This window comes from Bacillus sp. RHFS10 (genome assembly GCF_016757475.1).
Taxonomy (GTDB): Bacteria; Bacillota; Bacilli; order Bacillales; family Bacillaceae; genus Bacillus; species Bacillus subtilis_G.
Genome location: NZ_JAESPO010000001.1, coordinates 1,299,737 through 1,318,167 on the forward strand (window position 1 = coordinate 1,299,737; position 18,431 = coordinate 1,318,167).

The 18,431-nt window shown below is 46.0% G+C and carries 16 protein-coding genes and 1 other annotated feature; all 16 genes read right to left on the minus strand.

Features of this window, described 5'->3' with window-relative positions:
• Nucleotides 1-70 precede the first annotated feature (70 nt).
• Nucleotides 71-703 carry an orotate phosphoribosyltransferase gene (gene pyrE, locus JMN17_RS06205; RefSeq protein WP_284690394.1) on the minus strand — a complete coding sequence of 211 codons (633 nt, stop codon included), beginning with the start codon at nucleotides 701-703 and terminating at the stop codon, nucleotides 71-73.
• Nucleotides 700-1,419, minus strand: coding sequence for an orotidine-5'-phosphate decarboxylase (pyrF, locus tag JMN17_RS06210; RefSeq protein WP_202327695.1), 720 nt, complete (start codon nucleotides 1,417-1,419; stop codon nucleotides 700-702). The genes pyrE and pyrF overlap by 4 nt, the downstream gene beginning before the upstream one ends.
• Nucleotides 1,388-2,323 carry a dihydroorotate dehydrogenase gene (locus JMN17_RS06215; RefSeq protein WP_087992115.1) on the minus strand — a complete coding sequence of 312 codons (936 nt, stop codon included), beginning with the start codon at nucleotides 2,321-2,323 and terminating at the stop codon, nucleotides 1,388-1,390. The genes pyrF and JMN17_RS06215 overlap by 32 nt, the downstream gene beginning before the upstream one ends.
• Nucleotides 2,323-3,093 (minus strand): dihydroorotate oxidase B electron transfer subunit, encoded by a 771-nt coding sequence (gene pyrK / locus JMN17_RS06220; protein WP_087992116.1) that lies wholly within the window; start codon nucleotides 3,091-3,093, stop codon nucleotides 2,323-2,325. The genes JMN17_RS06215 and pyrK overlap by 1 nt, the downstream gene beginning before the upstream one ends.
• Nucleotides 3,090-6,305, minus strand: coding sequence for a carbamoyl-phosphate synthase (glutamine-hydrolyzing) large subunit (gene carB / locus JMN17_RS06225; protein WP_202327696.1), 3,216 nt, complete (start codon nucleotides 6,303-6,305; stop codon nucleotides 3,090-3,092). The genes pyrK and carB overlap by 4 nt, the downstream gene beginning before the upstream one ends.
• On the minus strand, nucleotides 6,290-7,384 hold the full coding sequence (locus JMN17_RS06230) for a carbamoyl phosphate synthase small subunit (protein WP_087992118.1): 1,095 nt from the start codon (nucleotides 7,382-7,384) through the stop codon (nucleotides 6,290-6,292). The genes carB and JMN17_RS06230 overlap by 16 nt, the downstream gene beginning before the upstream one ends.
• Nucleotides 7,381-8,667 carry a dihydroorotase gene (locus JMN17_RS06235; RefSeq protein WP_202327697.1) on the minus strand — a complete coding sequence of 429 codons (1,287 nt, stop codon included), beginning with the start codon at nucleotides 8,665-8,667 and terminating at the stop codon, nucleotides 7,381-7,383. Before JMN17_RS06235 ends, JMN17_RS06230 begins: the two co-directional genes overlap by 4 nt.
• Complete coding sequence (locus tag JMN17_RS06240; RefSeq protein ID WP_087992120.1) at nucleotides 8,651-9,565, minus strand: aspartate carbamoyltransferase catalytic subunit; 915 nt, start codon at nucleotides 9,563-9,565, stop codon at nucleotides 8,651-8,653. Before JMN17_RS06240 ends, JMN17_RS06235 begins: the two co-directional genes overlap by 17 nt.
• Before the next feature lie 145 nt (nucleotides 9,566-9,710).
• Entirely contained in the window at nucleotides 9,711-11,018 is a 1,308-nt protein-coding gene (pyrP, locus tag JMN17_RS06245) for a uracil permease PyrP (RefSeq protein WP_202327698.1), read from the minus strand.
• 179 nt (nucleotides 11,019-11,197) lie between these two features.
• A complete protein-coding gene (gene pyrR, locus JMN17_RS06250) occupies nucleotides 11,198-11,743 on the minus strand; it encodes a bifunctional pyrimidine operon transcriptional regulator/uracil phosphoribosyltransferase (RefSeq protein ID WP_087992122.1) in 546 nt (181 codons plus the stop codon).
• Nucleotides 11,744-11,923: 180 nt separating this feature from the next.
• Nucleotides 11,924-12,835, minus strand: a complete 912-nt coding sequence (locus JMN17_RS06255; protein WP_087992123.1) for an RluA family pseudouridine synthase — start codon at nucleotides 12,833-12,835, stop codon at nucleotides 11,924-11,926.
• Nucleotide 12,836: 1 nt separating this feature from the next.
• Nucleotides 12,837-13,301: a signal peptidase II gene (lspA, locus tag JMN17_RS06260; RefSeq protein WP_087992124.1), complete on the minus strand. Its 465-nt coding sequence runs from the start codon at nucleotides 13,299-13,301 to the stop codon at nucleotides 12,837-12,839.
• A 102-nt stretch (nucleotides 13,302-13,403) separates the two neighbouring features.
• A complete protein-coding gene (gene ylyA / locus JMN17_RS06265) occupies nucleotides 13,404-13,778 on the minus strand; it encodes a sporulation-related RNA polymerase-binding protein YlyA (RefSeq protein WP_087992125.1) in 375 nt (124 codons plus the stop codon).
• 143 nt (nucleotides 13,779-13,921) lie between these two features.
• Nucleotides 13,922-16,687: an isoleucine--tRNA ligase gene (gene ileS / locus JMN17_RS06270; protein WP_202327699.1), complete on the minus strand. Its 2,766-nt coding sequence runs from the start codon at nucleotides 16,685-16,687 to the stop codon at nucleotides 13,922-13,924.
• Between the two features lie 52 nt (nucleotides 16,688-16,739).
• Nucleotides 16,740-16,972: a binding site (T-box leader), on the minus strand.
• A 62-nt stretch (nucleotides 16,973-17,034) separates the two neighbouring features.
• A complete protein-coding gene (gene divIVA, locus JMN17_RS06275) occupies nucleotides 17,035-17,529 on the minus strand; it encodes a septum site-determining protein DivIVA (protein WP_003221468.1) in 495 nt (164 codons plus the stop codon).
• Nucleotides 17,530-17,622: 93 nt separating this feature from the next.
• On the minus strand, nucleotides 17,623-18,396 hold the full coding sequence (locus JMN17_RS06280) for a YlmH family RNA-binding protein (RefSeq protein WP_087992127.1): 774 nt from the start codon (nucleotides 18,394-18,396) through the stop codon (nucleotides 17,623-17,625).
• Between the last annotated feature and the right edge of the window lie 35 nt (nucleotides 18,397-18,431).

The following is an 18,431-nucleotide window of genomic DNA, read 5'->3' on the forward strand; positions in this document are numbered from 1 at the left end:
ACAGGCTGCAAGGCCTGTTTTCAAGTACAGAAAGGCTTTGGAGCCCTTGTACATCACCAAAATTTATTTGTTATTTTTTAAACCAATCTTTTGACTCGGGATTTTGTTTCCACGTTTTCAGCTTTTCTAAATCGTCTGAATGAATATTGCCGTTTTCAAGCGCGACCTGTGTGAGCGTATCATAATCAGTTAAAGAGTAGTATGGCAGTTCTGCCTTCGCAAACGCTTCCTGCGCTTTAGGCAGTCCGTACGTAAAGATTGAGACGACACCAAGCACTTCACAGCCAGCCGCTTGTAAAGCCGCCGCAGCTTCAAGCACACTGCCTCCTGTGGAAATTAAGTCTTCGATCAAGACCGTTTTTTGGCCTTTTTGAACAGTTCCCTCAATCTGATTGCCTTTTCCGTGCGCTTTCGGCTTGCTTCTCACATAACACATCGGAAGATTCAAACGGTCAGCCGCCAGAGCAGCATGAGGAATACCGGCTGTTGCTGTTCCCGCAATCATTTCAGCTTCAGGAAAATGCTCTTCGACAAGCTTGCTGATGCCTGAAGCGACATCATTTCTGACCTCCGGGAATGATAGCGTGAGACGATTGTCACAGTAGATGGGCGATAAAATGCCGCTTGCCCATGTAAATGGCTCGTTCGGGCGTAAAAATACAGCTTGGATGTTTAATAGATGTTTTGCGATGACTTGTTTCATGATTTGATCCCCTCCCATTCGAGTCTGACAGCTTCATAGGCTTTTACCGGGTCTTTCGCTTTTGTAATCGAGCGTCCCACCACAATCGCTGATGAACCTTTCTCTCTTGCAATTGCAGGTGTCGCTACACGGATTTGGTCATTCGCAGCGTCCTCTGACAGCCTGATCCCCGGAGTAACAGTCAAAAATGTAGGCGATACCGCTTCGTAAATGGCTTTTGCTTCATGAACAGAGCAGACCACTCCATCCAGCCCGCTTTCTTCCGCCAGTTTGCTGTAGTGGACGACCGTGTCGATCAGAGGCTTTTCGATCAGCAGTTCATCTTTCATCATTTGTTCAGATGTGCTTGTCAGCTGGGTTACCGCGATAAGGGACGGGCGTTTTTGTCCGGCCGGCGTCCCTTCTTCTAAGCCTTCCAGAGCTGCCTGCATCATTTTTTTGCCCCCGGCCGCATGAACATTGACGAGGTCTACTCCGAGACCGGCAAGGCGCTTCATCGCTTTGTTTACAGTGGTCGGGATGTCATGAAGCTTTAAATCTAAAAACAGCTCGCAATTTCTTTCTTTTAGTTGTTTGACGATAGATGGCCCTTCTTGATAAAAAAGCTCCATCCCAACTTTTACAAATAACGGTCCTTGCTGAAAAGGCGCTAAGAATGCAAGTGTTTCTTCAGCTGTTGCAAAATCAAGCGCGATGATGGGCAGGTTGTTTTTCATGGTTCCAGCTCCTTCCGATGCATTCTTCAATTGATTGATAGCCGTATTGGCGCAAAACAGCTGGGAGCTGGTCTATAATATCTGGGCATGCAAAAGGATTTACAAAGTTTGCTGTACCGACAGCGACCGCGCTTGCTCCCGCAAGAAGAAATTCCAGTGCATCTTCGGCCGTCTGCACGCCTCCCATTCCGATAATCGGGATGTTGACCGCCTGGCTGACTTCATACACCATGCGAATAGCAACCGGCTTCACAGCAGGACCAGAAAGCCCCCCTGTTTTATTCGCTAATATCGGCTTTCCTGATTTTAAATCGAGTCTCATCCCGATTAATGTGTTGATCATCGTAAGACCGTCCGCTCCCGCCTCCTCGATCGCTGATGCAATTTCTGTGATATTTGCCACGTTCGGGGAAAGCTTCACATAAACGGGTACATCTGAAACCTCTTTAACCGCTTTCGTCAAATCAGCAGCCATTTTAGGGTTCGTGCCAAAAGCGATTCCGCCTGTTTTTACATTCGGGCAGGAAATGTTCAATTCAAGTGCATGAACGTTGGGCGCTTTACTGATATGCTCTGCGACTTCTACATAATCCTCGATCTGAGAACCTGCGACATTGGCAATGATCGGTGTTGCAAACTGCTCAAGCCACGGCAGCTCATTTTGCAAGACGCTTTCCAGCCCCGGGTTTTGCAGACCGATCGCATTGAGCATTCCAGCGCCAGTCTCAGCTACTCTAGGCGTCGGGTTCCCGAAGCGAGGCTCCTTCGTCGTAGCTTTGATCATGATGGCTCCGAGACAAGATAAATCATAAAAACGCGCAAACTCTTTTCCAAAACCGAAGCAGCCTGATGCAGGAATGATCGGATTTTTCAAATCTAGTCCAGGCAATTTCACCTCTAGCATTACAGCGCCACCTCCTGAGCTTTAAATACAGGCCCGTCGAGACATACTTTTACGTAGGATGTCTCACTTTCGTTTGTATGGCACACACACGCGAAGCATGCGCCGATTCCGCAGCCCATTCGTTCCTCCATCGACAGGTAAACTTCTTTATGGGCATATTCCTGTTTTAACGCCTTCAGCATTGGTGTCGGCCCGCAGCTGAGAAGAATGTCAAACTCTAGGTTTTTCTGTTTTATCACATCTGTGACAAATCCGGTTTCCCCATAGCTTCCGTCGGCTGTTGCCACATACGTGTCTCCGTACTGCCGGCACGCTTCTTCGTAAAAAACATCCTTTGCCGATTGGAATCCTAAAACGTGTATGACCTTAACCCCTTTTTCGTTCAAGCGTTTCGACAGCTCTTGAAGAGGGGGCACACCAACACCGCCTCCCACCAGCAAAGCCGTCTTTCCGGGTTTGACTTCATTGACAGGAAAGCCATTTCCCAAAGGCCCGAGGACATCCACAAGCTCTCCCTGCTGCTTTAGCGACAAGAGTCTTGTTCCTTCCCCATCTACTCGATAAATGATGGTGACTTCATTTTTTTCAAAGTTGACGTCTGCGATGCTGATTGGCCTCCTCAATAGAGGCGTAACCGCTTCGCTCACTTTAAGATGAAGGAACTGTCCCGGGGTTGTAAACCCTTGGACAAGCTCCCCCTTCAAAACCATTTGATACACCCGGTCTGCAATTTGCTGGTTAGAACATACTGTCAAATACGCTTTTTTCATATAGTGATTGCCGCCTCCTGATTTGTGTTGACTGCCGGCATTTGATCAGCACGGAATGTCATGCTTTCCAGCACTCGCAATATCGCTTCTGCCGTATCTAAAGATGTTAAACAGGCAACACCGTTTTCTACTGATTCACGTCTGATTCTAAATCCGTCTCTTGCTGGCTGCTTTCCTTTTGTCAGCGTATTGATGACAAACTGCGCTTCTCCGTTTCTGATCACGTCAAGCAAGTTCGGGCCGTCCTGGCCGATTTTCCCGACCACCTTCGCAGGAATTGAAGCTTCTTTCAGGTAACCCGCCGTTCCTTCCGTCGCTAAAATGTTGTAGCCGATCGCATGGAACCGCTTAGCGATGGCAAGCCCTTCTTCTTTGTCCTTATCAGCCACTGTTAAAAGCACGGAACCGTAGTTAGGGATTTGAATGCCTGAAGCGATCAAGGCTTTATAGAGCGCCTTTTCAAGGGTTGAATCTTTCCCCATGACCTCACCTGTTGATTTCATTTCAGGCCCTAACGTAATGTCCACTCTTCTCAACTTAGCGAAGGAGAAGACCGGCGCTTTTACAAATACACCCTGCTGTTCAGGCTGAAGGCCCTCTGTATAGCCAAACGCTTCCAGCTTTTGCCCGAGAATGACTTTTGTGGCTAGGTTCGCCATTGGGATACCCGTAATTTTGCTTAAGAACGGTACGGTTCTGCTTGATCTCGGATTCACTTCGAGCACGTACACTTCGCCTTGTGACAGTACGAATTGAATGTTGAGCAAACCGACAATGTTCAGCCCTTTGGCTAATGCGATCGTATATTGTTCAATTTTTTTCTTAATGTCTTCTGTGAGTGACTGAGGCGGATAAACAGCGATTGAGTCTCCGGAGTGAACGCCCGCCCGTTCAATGTGCTCCATAATCCCCGGGATTACAACTGTTTCACCGTCAGATACTGCATCCACTTCAATTTCTTTCCCTGTTAAATATCTGTCAATTAATACTGGGTGCTGCGGATTGATTTTGACTGCGTTTTTCATGTAATGAAGCAGTTCTTCCTCATGATACACAATCTCCATCGCCCGGCCGCCAAGAACATAGGACGGGCGCACCAGTACCGGATAGCCGATATCACTCGCGATGCTTACCGCCTGATCTACTGATGTCGCTGTTTTGCCAAGCGGCTGCGGAACACCAAGTGCTCCAAGCGCTTGTTCAAATTTATCCCGGTCTTCCGCACGGTCTAAATCCTCTAATGAAGTCCCAAGGATTTTAACTCCTCGTGCAGAAAGCTCATCAGCAAGGTTAATGGCAGTTTGTCCTCCAAACTGTACGACAACGCCCATTGGCTGTTCGAGGTCAATGATGTGCATCACATCTTCAATCGTAAGCGGTTCAAAGTACAGCTTGTCTGAGATACTGAAATCTGTTGAAACGGTTTCCGGATTGTTATTGACAATAATGGCTTCATAGCCTGCCTGTTTAATCGCCCACACAGAGTGAACAGTTGCGTAGTCGAACTCAACACCCTGACCGATTCGAATCGGACCGGAACCAAGCACGATCACACTTTTCTTATCCGTAACGACTGACTCATTTTCTTCTTCATATGCGCTGTAGAAGTATGGCGTTTCCGATTCAAACTCCGCCGCGCACGTATCTACCATTTTGAATACGGGCGCAATTGCCGCTTGTTTTCTCAAGCTGTAAAGCTCCGATTCTTTCATTTTCCACTCACGGCTGATGTACTTATCAGAGAATCCGAGTTCTTTCGCCCGTCTCAGCACATCCGTATCGCCCACATTTGCCTTCAGTTCTTTTTCAAACTGTACGATTCCCAAAAGCTTATGCAAGAAGAAGACATCGATAGCGGAAAAGTCATGGAGGGCTTCTACCGTGTAGCCTCTTCTGTACGCTTCAGCTAAGTAGAATAAACGTTCATCACCGGCCTTTTTAATTCGCTTTTCAAGAAGCTCATCTGAAATGTCGGCAGCGTCTTTCAATTCCAAGTGATACACATCCGCTTCCAGTGAACGCACAGCTTTCAGTAATGACTCTTCAAGCGTGCGGCCGATCGCCATGACCTCTCCTGTCGCTTTCATTTGCGTGCCGAGCTTTCTGTTTGCTGATTCAAACTTATCAAACGGCCAGCGCGGAATTTTGGATACGACATAGTCAAGAGCCGGTTCAAATGCTGCATATGTTTTTCCTGTCACTGGGTTCATCATTTCATCTAATGAAAGGCCGACTGCAATTTTAGCAGCGAGCTTTGCAATCGGATATCCTGTCGCTTTTGACGCAAGGGCAGATGAACGGCTGACACGCGGGTTTACTTCAATAATGTAGTATTGGAAGCTGTCTGGATCTAAAGCGAGCTGGACGTTACATCCGCCTTCAATTCCAAGCGCGCGGATCAGTTTTAACGATACATTCCGCAAGAGCTGATATTCGCGGTCGCTGAGCGTTTGGCTCGGCGCTACTACAATGCTGTCTCCAGTGTGGATTCCGACTGGATCAATGTTCTCCATGTTACAAACAACGATGGCGTGATCCCGGCTGTCTCTCATGACTTCATACTCGATTTCTTTATAACCGGCGATGCTTTTTTCAAGCAGACACTGGTGAACCGGACTTAATTTTAAGCCGTTCTCAACAATTTCTTTCAGCTCGGTTTCATTCGAGCAGATGCCTCCGCCTGTTCCGCCTAATGTATATGCCGGGCGGACAATGACAGGGAATCCAATTTGGCTGACGAAGGTTTCTGCTTCTTCTAAGGAGTGGATGATCTCACTTTCAGGCACCGGTTCATTCAGTTCGTTCATTAATGTTCTGAACAAGTCGCGATCTTCAGCCTGCTGAATCGCAGACAGCTTCGTGCCAAGCACTTCGACGCCGCACTCTTCCAGCACGCCTCTTTCAGAAAGCTCAACCGCAAGATTCAAACCGGTTTGGCCTCCAAGAGTAGGAAGAATGGCATCCGGGCGCTCTTTTCTGATGATTCGAGTCAGGAATTCAGGAGTGAGCGGTTCGATGTAAACCCGGTCAGCCATTTCAGTATCTGTCATGATTGTGGCGGGGTTTGAGTTGACAAGAATGACTTCATAGCCTTCTTCTTTCAAAGCAAGGCAGGCTTGCGTTCCCGCATAATCAAATTCTGCTGCTTGGCCGATGATGATCGGTCCAGACCCGATTACTAAAATTTTGTTAATGTCTACGCGTTTTGGCATACCGCTTCCCCTTCTTTCTCTGTTGTGTCGATCATTTCGATGAATCTGTCAAATAGATGGTTGGCATCCTCAGGACCAGGTGAAGCTTCGGGATGATATTGAACCGTAAATGCCGGCTGTGTTTTATGCTTCAGCCCTTCAATCGTATCGTCGTTAATTGCGATATGTGTCACTTCAAGTTCCGTTTCGCTGATGGATGACACTGTATAGCCATGGTTTTGAGATGTTAAGGCGACTTTTCCGGTTGCCAGCTCTTTTACCGGGTGGTTTGAACCCCTGTGGCCGAATTTCATTTTTTCAGTATTCGCTCCGCACGCCAGCGCGAATAATTGGTGGCCGAGACATATTCCGAATAATGGCACTTTACCAAGAATACCTTTGATCATCTCAATCGCTTCAGGCACATCTTTCGGATCTCCAGGTCCGTTAGAAAGCATGATGCCGTCCGGTTTCAGCTGAAGCACTTCTTCCGCTGTAATGTTGTAAGGCACAACGATGACGTCACATTTCCGTTTGTTCAGCTCTCTTAGAATCCCGTGCTTCATGCCGAAGTCAACCAAGACGATGCGTTTGCCTCTTCCCGGGCTCGGATATGCTGTTTTGGCTGATACTTGAGATACTTGATTTCTCGGCAGTTCAGTTTCATCAAGCCTTTTCAGCACTGCTTCGATATCTTCATCAGGTGAAGCGAATGTTCCTTTTAGCGCGCCTGCCGTGCGGATCATTCTTGTTAGCTTTCTTGTATCAATTCCCTGCAGTCCGGGAATGTTTTTCATTTTTAAATATTCGTCTAAGGTGTATGCTGAACGCCAGTTGGAAGGCAATTCACATAATTCTTTGACGATCAGCCCTTTTACAAAAGGGGTAATGGATTCAAAATCATCACGGTTAATGCCGTAATTTCCGATAAGCGGATACGTTAATGTTACGATCTGCCCGCAGTAAGAAGGATCAGATAAAATTTCCTGATAGCCTGTCATCCCAGTGTTAAAAACGACTTCTCCCATGCTGTTTTCTAAGCTTCCGAAGGCTTTTCCCTCGAATACCGCTCCGTTTTCCAGTACTAATCGTCTCTTCATTTGACAAGTCTCCCTTCTTCATAAGCAAGCTTCCCCGCCGCAATTGTAGCGACCGGCCAGCCGATGCAGCTGATGCCGTTGAATGGTGTATTTTTTCCTTTTGACAAAAATGTCTCTTTCTCTATCACTGCTTCTTTTTCCAAATCAATTAACGTAATATCAGCAACTTGCCCCGTTTGTAATGTTCCATATGGGAGACCGAACGCTTCGCATGGTTTAATTGTCATATAGTCAATCAGCTGTTTCAGCGACCAGCTGCCATTTTTGACAAAGTGTGTGTATAGAAGCGGGAACGCTGTTTCTAAGCCGACAATTCCGAATGGCGCAAGCTTCATTTCTGTATTTTTCTCTTCTTCTGTATGCGGCGCATGGTCTGTTGCGATAAAATCAATCGTTCCGTCTAAAAGACCTTCGATTAAAGCAGCTCTGTCTTCTGCGCTGCGAAGCGGAGGATTCATTTTATAATTTGTGTCCAGCCCCGGAATGTCCTCATCACAAAGCAGCAAATGGTGTGGTGACACTTCTGCCGTCACTCTGATTCCTGCTTTTTTCGCATCACGTACGACCCTGACAGACTCTTTTGTGCTGATATGGCATACATGGTAATGGCAGCCTGCCGCCTCAGCCAGCAATACATCGCGGGCAATATGAACCGATTCACACACAGAAGGAATGCCGTTGAGCCCGTTTGCTTTTGAGAATGTCCCCTCATGCACACTTCCTCCGTAAATTAAGGAGTTGTCTTCACAATGTGCAACAATCGCTTTGTCAATTGCGGCTGCCCGCTTCATCGCTTCATACATCATTCCTGCTGTCTGTATACCGACGCCGTCATCTGTAAAAGCAAATGCTCCGGCTTCTTTTAAAGCTTCAAAGTTTGTCATCTCATCACCGATTTGTCTGATCGTAATGGACGCATATGGAAGAACTCTGACGCATGAGGTTTCTTTAATTCTGTTTTGCACCCATTCCATCTGCTCCTTCGTATCAGGAACCGGCCGCGTATTCGGCATTGTTGCCACTGTTGTATAACCGCCGCGCGCCGCTGCTTTTGCTCCGGTTTCAATGGTTTCTTTCTTCTCACCGCCTGGCTCTCTGAAGTGTACGTGGAGATCAACAAACCCAGGTGAAACGAGCAATCCTTTTGCATCAATTACCGTTTCTTTATCCGCTGCATCAAGCTTTCCGATTTCGGTGATGGTTTCTCCTGTCACTCGAATATCCGCTTCTGTTTTTTCACCATTTTCGTTAAGTATCCAGCCGTTTTTAATGAGATATGACATACGCTGCTTCTCCTCTTTTCACATTGGTTTGTAAGGCACGCTGTATCACTGCCATTCTGATAAATACACCATTTTGCATTTGCTTGAATATTCTTGATTTATTACTTTCTACTAAGCTGTCATCAATCTCCACTCCCCTGTTTACCGGAGCGGGATGCATAATGATCGCATGCTGCTTCATACGCTCAGCCCGTTCTATGGTCAAGCCGTATTGGTTTAAATAACCTTTCTGGCTGACAGCGGACTGATGTCTTTCATTTTGAATGCGGAGCAGCATCACAACATCGGAAGACTCAACTGCTTCATCCATTGAAGCAAACGTACCGAATGTGTTTTCTTCATCCTGCCATTCCGAAGGACCGGAAAATAGGACGCGGGCACCCAGTCTTGTCAAAACCTCCGCATTCGATCTTGCCACTCTGCTGTGCTTAATATCGCCGTGAATGGAGACGGTAAGCCCTTTGAACGTATTGAACTCTTCGTAAATCGTCATGACATCAAGCAGTGATTGTGTCGGATGCTGGCCGCATCCGTCACCCGCATTCAGAATCGGGATATTCACCTGGCTGACAAGCTCTTTATAGTACTCATCCTCACTGTGCCTGATGACGCACACGTCTACACCGATTGATTCGAGCGTCCGTATGGTGTCATACAGGGTTTCGCCTTTTTGCACGCTTGTGCTTGTTCCATCAAGATTCAGGACATTCATGCCCAGCTTTTTTTCCGCGACTTCAAAGCTGAACCGCGTCCTCGTGCTCGGTTCAAAAAACAGGTTCGCTGCAAATTTCCCCGCAAGCCCATTGTCTGTGTTTCCGCTTTTGAGGTCGCGTGCTGTTTGAAGCAAATCTTTGATTTCCTCAGTGCTGAGTTCACTCATCGTCGTTAAATGCTTCATGTTTTTTTCCCCTCTCATTTCAACTTTAAGGCTGAAAAAACCCCGGTCTAAGATAGACTCGGGGTAAGGTTAAATAGAGGGCAGCATTGAAGCTTCCTTCTCTTTATAACCCTTCCAAGCCTCTCTGGACTTTCATTAAAAGGTTTTAGATATGATGTTGTTCAGATGTGTCAACCTGCTCTTCCTTCGCCTGCGGAAGAATCAGGTTTAAGATGACACCGACAATTGCTGCAAGCGCCATTCCCGACACTTGGAATCCTCCTTGAGACACTTGGATAAACGCGCCTCCTACACCGATCACAAGGATCACCGATGTGATAATGAGGTTTCTGTTGTTTTCATAATCAATTTTGTTATCAATCAGCATTCTCAGACCGCTCGAAGCGATGATTCCGAACAGCAGGAAGGAGACGCCTCCCATTACCGCTGACGGCACTGAACTGATCAGCGCTGAGATTTTGCCGATAAAACCGAAGCATAAGGCAATCACTGCCGCGCCGCCGATGACAAAGACGCTGAATACTCTTGTGATGGCCAGCACGCCAATGTTTTCCCCGTAAGTCGTTGTCGGCGGACCGCCGATCAGGGAAGCAAGGATTGTCGCCACGCTGTCACCCATAATAGAGCGATGAAGCCCCGGCTTTTTAATGAAATCTTGTCCGACAACTTTGCTCAGCACCATTTGGTGGCCGATATGCTCTGACATTGTCACAAACGCGACGGGAACCATTGCCGCTGCGATGCCAAGTGTGACTGACGGTGAATAGTCTTTGAACGGGATGATAAACTCAGGCACCGCAAACCATTTCGCGTCAAGCACAGGCTGGAAGTTGACAATCCCTTGAGTAAGGGCAAACAAGTATCCGCCGATAATGCCGATCAGAACCGGAATCAGGCTTAAAAACCCTCGTAAGAAAGTCGCGCAAATAATCGTAATCGCCAACGTAACGCCTGCTACACTGAAGTGCTTTAAGCTGTAAACCAATTCACTCGCGTTCGGATCAGCGTACATCGCCATGTTTACCGCAGTGCTGGCCAGTCCGAGCCCAATGACGATAATAACAGGTCCTACGACCACAGGAGGAAGAACCTTCATCAGCCATCCTGTTCCAAGCTGTCTGATCAATAAGGCAATCAGCCCGTACACTACCCCTGCAAGAAACGCTCCGACCATTGCCGCTCCCGGGCCGCCGGTCGCTTTGACCAGTATGATCGGAGAAATAAAGGCGAAGGATGAACCGAGATACGCCGGAATTTGCCCTTTCGTAATAAGCAGATAAGCGAGTGTCCCGATGCCGCTTGTCACCAATGCCACAGCAGGACTCATTCCAACTAGCTTCGGAACCAAAATTGTTGCGCCAAACATGGCAAATAAATGCTGCAGACTGAATGAAACCCACGAGAAAGGTGTCGGGACATCCCTGACTCCTAAATTTACTTTTTTCTTACTCATGATGATTTTCCCCCTGATCGTTGACTTTCATTTTAGGATGACTCAATGACTGTAAAAAAAACCTCTTTGCTATTTTTCACGCAAAGAGGCATACAAAGATCCGCCGTATTCTTTCGGGGGCTTTGTTGTGCACCTCTTTGCAACCTCTCTGGATTGCCTTTAAAAAGGTGATCTATTATTCATTCATTTTGATAAATGGCCACGAGATCGTTTTGATCTACCTCATGAAGCTGAACCATAACCTTTTCAGCCTTTGATGTCGGGATGTTTTTCCCGATATAATCCGCTCGGATCGGCAGCTCCCTGTGTCCTCTGTCAACAAGCACAGCAAGCTGAATGGAGGAAGGTCTACCTACATCAACAAGCGCATCCATACCGGCTCTGACCGTTCTTCCGGTGTACAGGACATCGTCAACAAGAATGACTTTTTGATCGTTGATGTCTACCGGAATATCTGCACCTTTCACTAGCGGTTCTTCGTTGCTCGTTTTTTTGGAAAGATCGTCTCTGTAAAGGGTAATATCAATCTCACCGACTGTTACAGGACTTCCTTCAATCTGCTCGATTCGCTCCGCAAGGCGTTTCGCCAAGTAAATCCCTCTTGTCTTAATGCCGACAAGGATGCAGTTATTCATACCTTTATTGCGTTCGATCATTTCGTGAGCAATTCTGGTCAGCGCCCGTCTGATTGCTTGTTCGTCGAGAATGACAGCTTTTTGATTCAATGTGTGACACCTCACAGTTCATATAGAAGAAAAACCCCTCCTGCCAGAGCATAGAGGGGTTTTAGGACAAGGTGCGCATAATATACGCATCCCGTCTATCCGTTATCCTTCTCAGCCTCTCTGGACTGTTTTAAAGAATCTATTCAGCTTCGTTTATTATTTCAGAAAAGAAACAGTCTGTCAACCGTTTTTTCTGAGGTTTTCGATTAATTGGACCATATCCTCCGGAAGCGGCGCTTCAAATTCGACATATTCGCCGGTGCGAGGATGATCAAAACCTAAAATACCGGCGTGAAGGGCCTGGCCGTTAAAATCGATCGTTTTTCTCGGCCCGTACTTTGGATCGCCCGCCAATGGAAATCCAATATATTTCATATGAACACGAATTTGATGCGTTCTCCCAGTTTCAAGCTGGCATTCCACCAACGTAAAATCCTGAAAACGCTCAAGCACATGAAAATGAGTGACTGCGTTTTTGCCTTCACGCGCCACAGTCATGCTTTGACGGTCTTTCTTGTCCCGTCCGATCGGCGCGTCAATAGTGCCGTCATCGTGAGAAATAAGCCCGTGGACAACCGCCGTATATTTGCGCGTGACCGTTTTGTTGACCAATTGGTTCACGAGTGACTCATGCGCCATATCATTTTTCGCCACCATTAACAGGCCTGACGTATCCTTATCGATTCTGTGAACAATCCCCGGACGCATCACGCCATTGATTCCGGAAAGATCCGTGCAATGAGCCATAAGGCCGTTTACAAGTGTGCCCGTAAGATGCCCAGGAGCTGGGTGAACAACCATTCCGCGCGGTTTATTGACGACCAGCACATCCTGATCTTCATAGTAAATATCCAGGTCCATAGGTTCTGCCAGCACGTCGAGCGCTTCCGGCTCAGGTACAGTGACGGTCACCTGATCACCTGGCTGAATTTTGTAATTTGATTTTACGGGGCTTCCGTTTACGACAATTTGTCCGTCTTTCACCCATTGCTGTACTTGGGTCCTCGACCAATCATTCTCAGTCGATGCCAGAAATTTATCAATCCGCTCACTTTTTTGTTCTTCTGAGGCGGTTATATCAATTTGATTCATGCTATTGCTCCTTTTTCTTTTTCCCGCTGTCCAACATCATTTGTATAAATAAAAGCATGACGCCGACACATAGTGAAGAGTCCGCGATATTAAAAATCGGGTAATTGTAATCCACAATAATAACATGGATAAAATCCACAACTTCCTGTCTGAAAGCCCTGTCGATGAAGTTGCCGATGGCACCGCCGAGCATAAGTCCGAGAGCTACGCCAAGAAGCCTTTGTCCTTTAGTATAACGCTGTATGTAATAAACAATGCCAATAATAACCGCGGTTGTAATGAGGTAGAAAAACCACATCTGACCGGCCAATATCCCCCATGCAGCACCCGTATTGCGATGGGAGGTGATATAGAATACCTGATCAATGACCGGAATACTTTGTCCAAGTTCCATATTCTTAACGACAAGCCATTTTGTCAATTGATCGGCTGCAATAATAAGAAGTGCAATGATATAATACAGCACAAACGTTCCTCCAGTTTACGGTTACTTTAGTCCATTATGCATTTTATCAATAAAAAGCACTGGAGTAAAGAAATATCAGGCATATAAACCAGACAGGCACTGTTATTCATACAGTGCCTGTCCATATTCAATATCCGTTGATTTCCACAACGGAAGCGTTTTTTTTTCAAATTGGACAGAATAAAGAAAATCGTTTGCTGTACGGGCTGTCGGCAGCACAGCAAGCTTTGAAAGAGGAATGGGAGCCCCGGTTTCTTCACAGTATCCGAATGTGCCGTTTTCGACTTTGGACAATGCGAGGAGAACGTCTTGAAGTTCTTCTTTAATGTGATAGATCAGAGTTGCTTTTTGTTTATGATTGATTGCTGCTTGCGGACTTGTTGAAGCCTGAAAGCAAGAATACTCAAATAATCTCGACTGTAGTTCTTCTTTCATCAGAAGAAGTTCCGTATAAATTGCGGTCAGTTGATCATTCATTCATCACAACTCCTGCTCTTAACGTAGTACCTATATTGTTGCCTGTGAATGATGATCTAAAGCCCATAAGATTTTTCCTGCTGTTCTAATCGATGTCACTCTTGGCACAAAAAAGCCCGGCTTTTACGCCGGGCTCTTTTCCATTATTTTTGATAGTATTTTTCAACGATTTCAGCGTTTCGCAATGAAAGTGTAGGGTATTTCGGATTTGCCCCCACGTCTTTTGAAATCACACGTGATCTCTCACACATGTCGCCTTCAGCTTTCTCGACAGCGATTTTACCTGTCGCAAAGCTTTGGGCATCGTTCGGCGCTTCATTTTCTTCGCTGATTGTCAGTTCAGAAACAATAAACAGCTGAGAAAGATTTTCTTTAATGGAAGCTAATAGCTCTTGGTTTTCTTTGTTTGGATACAATTTCAGATTTGCTTCCAATGATTTACCGATAATTTTTTCATTTCGGGCAGTTTCTAACGCTTTTAGCACATCGTCACGAAGAGCCAAAAAGCGGTCAAATTTATTTTCTGTCGCTTCGCTGTTTGGAACCGTAATTGTTTCCGGCATATCTGTCAGCTGAACGCTCTGCTCCTCAACAAATGCCAAATGAGACCATAATTCGTCAGCCGTATGAGGAAGGATAGGAGCTGAAAGCTTCACTAATGCAAGCAGCGTCTCATAGAATACTGTCTGCATGCTGCGTCTGTCCGGATGATCCGCATGCTCGATGTACACAATATCTTTTGCGAAATCAAGATAGAATGAGCTCAATTCGATTGTGCAGAAATTATGGATACTGTGATACACAACCGCAAATTCGTATTCGTCATACGCTTTTTTCACTTTATCAATCAGTTTATTCAGCTTAATCAGCATATACTGATCCACTTCGCGAAGATTTTCGACAGCCACCGCATTCGTTTTTGGATCAAAATCGAATAGGTTTCCGTGAAGAAAACGGAACGTATTGCGGATTTTACGGTACACTTCAGCAACCTGCTTCAAAATGGCGTCAGACACGCGAACATCCGCCTGATAATCAACTGAAGACACCCATAATCTCAAAATATCAGCACCAAGCTGTTTCATGACTTTGGCTGGAACAACGACGTTACCGATTGATTTACTCATCTTACGTCCTTCTCCATCCAGTGCAAACCCATGGCTGAGCACACCTTTATATGGCGCTTTTCCTGTTACGGCTACCGCTGTAGAAAGAGACGAGTTAAACCAGCCGCGATATTGGTCAGATCCTTCTAGATATAAATCAGCCGGGCGAACGAGGTCTTCACGCTCTTCAAGCACCGCTTGATGGGAAGAGCCTGAATCAAACCAAACATCCATGATGTCCTGTTCTTTTGTAAATGTGCCATTTGGGCTGCCAGGATGCGCAAAACCTTCCGGAAGAAGATCCTTCGCTTCTTTTTCAAACCAAATGTTTGATCCGTGCTGCCTGAACAATTCAGAAACATGTTCGATGGTTTCATCTGTAATAATCGGTTCTCCGTTTTCAGCATAAAATACCGGAATCGGCACACCCCACGCACGCTGTCTGGAAATACACCAGTCTCCGCGGTCACGAACCATGTTATGCAAACGCTGTTCGCCCCATTCAGGAACCCATTTGGTTTCTTTAACGGCATCCAGCAGGTCTGATCTGAAATCTTTAATTGAAGCAAACCATTGCGCTGTCGCTCTAAAAATGGTTGGTTTTTTTGTTCTCCAATCGTGCGGATAAGAGTGAGTAATAAATTCAAGCTTCACAAGCGCGCCTTTTTCATCAAGCTGCTGTGTGATCACTTTGTTCGCATCATCGTAGAACATGCCTTCAAAGCCTGGAGCTTCGCTTGTCATTACACCTTTTGCATCAACCGGGCATAGCACATCTAAACCGTATTTTTGGCCGATGATAAAGTCATCTTCCCCGTGTCCCGGCGCTGTATGAACACAGCCTGTTCCGGCATCAGTTGTCACGTGTTCGCCAAGCATAACAAGAGAGTCTCTGCCATATAGCGGATGTTCAGCGATAATGTTCTCAAGGTCTTTCCCTTTGATCGTTCTTGTCACTTCATATTGCTCAAACCCGCATGCAGACGCAACATTTTCGACTAAAGCACTTGCTGCGACAAAGCGGTCTTCACCTACTGCAATCACGCTGTACTCAAGATCAGGATGCACTGAAATTCCGAGGTTCGCCGGAATTGTCCAAGGCGTTGTTGTCCAGATAATAATACGCTCGCCGTTTTCAAGAACGCCTTTGCCGTCTTTTACACCAAAAGCCACGTAAATAGATGCTGAACGTTTATCTTGATATTCGATCTCAGCTTCAGCCAACGCAGACTCACTTGAAGGTGACCAGTTAACCGGTTTCAGACCTTTATAAATGTAGCCTCGTTTTGCCATCTCACCAAATACGCGGATTTGCTGCGCTTCGTATTCCGGTTTTAATGTCACATATGGGTTTTCCCAGTCACCGCGGACACCAAGGCGTTTGAACTGCTCACGCTGTCCCTCGATTTGCTTCCAAGCGTACTCTTCACACAGTTTGCGGAATTCCGCTACTGACATTTCTTTGCGGTTGACTTTTTTGTTTTTTGTGAGAGCCGTTTCAATCGGCAACCCGTGTGTATCCCAGCCAGGTACATACGGCGCGTTGAAGCCGCTCATTGATTTATAGCGGACAATGAAGTCCTTCAAAATTTTGTTAAGCGCATGCCCCATATGGATGTCTCCATTTGCATACGGAGGTCCGTCATGTAAAACAAATTTCGGGCGGTCTTTCGTCCGTTCCTGCACAAGATGGTAAATATCCTCTTCTTCCCATTCCTTTTGAATGTCAGGCTCACGGTTTGGCAAATTTCCTCGCATCGGGAAATCTGTTTTCGGCATTAAGAGCGTATCTTTAAAATCCATTTTCATTCCTCCACTGCATTTTTTCAGAAAATAAAAAAAGCCTTCTCATCCCATAAGGGACGAGAAAGCTTATCTCGCGGTACCACCCTTTTAGAAAAAGCCAGCATCAGCATACGCTTTTTCCTCTCGAGCATCGTAACGTGATGAACGTCCTAACCTACTGTGAGTTCAGAAAGGAAACTTAAGGGCTGATCTACATGATTCCGGCCATCCCGGACTCTCACCATCTCCGGGTCGCTATGAAGGCCTGAAGGAAACATGACTGTCCCTTTCAACCGTCTTTTCATCTGAATTTATGAACGTATTATATTCGACAAGCTAAGAAAATGTCAAGATGATCAGAAAATTTATTCCTTTTCCTCAAATACTGCGTCGACTTCATACTCAAGCAGATGATCCCAATCGTCATTTTTCAAAAGATCGAGCTGGGCTTCAATCAGCATTTGGAAACGTGTTCTGAAAACTTTAGACTGCTTTTTCAGCTCTTCAATTTCCATTGCAATTTTTCTTGATTTTGATAAAGATTCGTTGATAATGCGATCAGCATTTTTCTCCGCTTCCCGAACGATCAGCTTTGCTTCTTTTTGAGAATTGCGTTTTACGTCTTCAGCCGCTTCTTGAGCAACTAAAATCGATTTATTCAGCGTTTCTTCAATATTGGCAAAGTGTCCGATTCTTTCATCAAGTTCATTGACTTTCGCTTCAAGCTCAGTTTTCTTACGGAGAACAATTTCGTAATCTTTTCTGACTTGCGCTAGGAATTCATTTACTTCATCTTCATCATATCCGCGAAAACTTTTTGTAAACGTCTTGTTGTGAATATCATTTGGCGTTAATGGCATGATGCCACCTCCATTTTTACATTTCAGTACGGTTATCTAGTTCACATTATAAAACAAATTTCGCACAGATGGAGAAAAAAACTGAAAAACCGACTATTTTTGTCGTTCAAACGTAACTCTCCATTTGTCTTTTTTGGTTTTTCCTTCGATTTTTGTCAAGCTGCACCGGCCAAAGCCTCTGATAGACAGCATGTCCCCTTCTGCCACCATGTATGAAGGATCTTCAACTACCTTCCAGTTCACTTTCACGAGGCCGTTTTTCACAAGCGTCTGTGATTTCTGGCGGGATTGCCTGCTCATAGAGGCGCAGACGGCATCAAGCCTTAAAGAAGAAACCGTGTCATCTCTTATTTCGACATCAACTGCGGGAATGTTAAGGTCTGACAAGTCAATTTTCTCTAAGCTGACCGCCGCTTTGCCTGCTTGGGTCAGCTGTGCAGCCACAAAATCTGCGGTATCGGCTGAGACAATCAATTGCACTGATGTCTCAGAAAACACGATGTCACCAAACTTTTGCCGCTTTAAGCCTATGCCCATTAATGCACCAAGCAGAGAACGGTGATCTACTGAGACAAATTTTTCAGCATAACGGACGTTAAACGCCTGCAGTTCAAAATCCGATTCTTCCGGCGTGATGTACTCTGGATACAGAATCGCCCGTTTTCGCTCAGCTCTGCCATAGCCGCCGGAAAAAGCAAGCCCGACGTCTGCCTGTCCCGTAACAGCAGAGAGGATGACCTGCTCTCGGGGGTCTAAAAAGTCGGTCAGCTTCATCCTGTACTGTTCCTGGACAATGCTTTTCCATTCGAGCGCCTGATCAATAAAGGCCCGCTCGTCTTTTCTGAAGTGCTGATATATATCGCTCATCGTCTTTCCCTTCTATGTAAAGAGGCTTGGCTGCT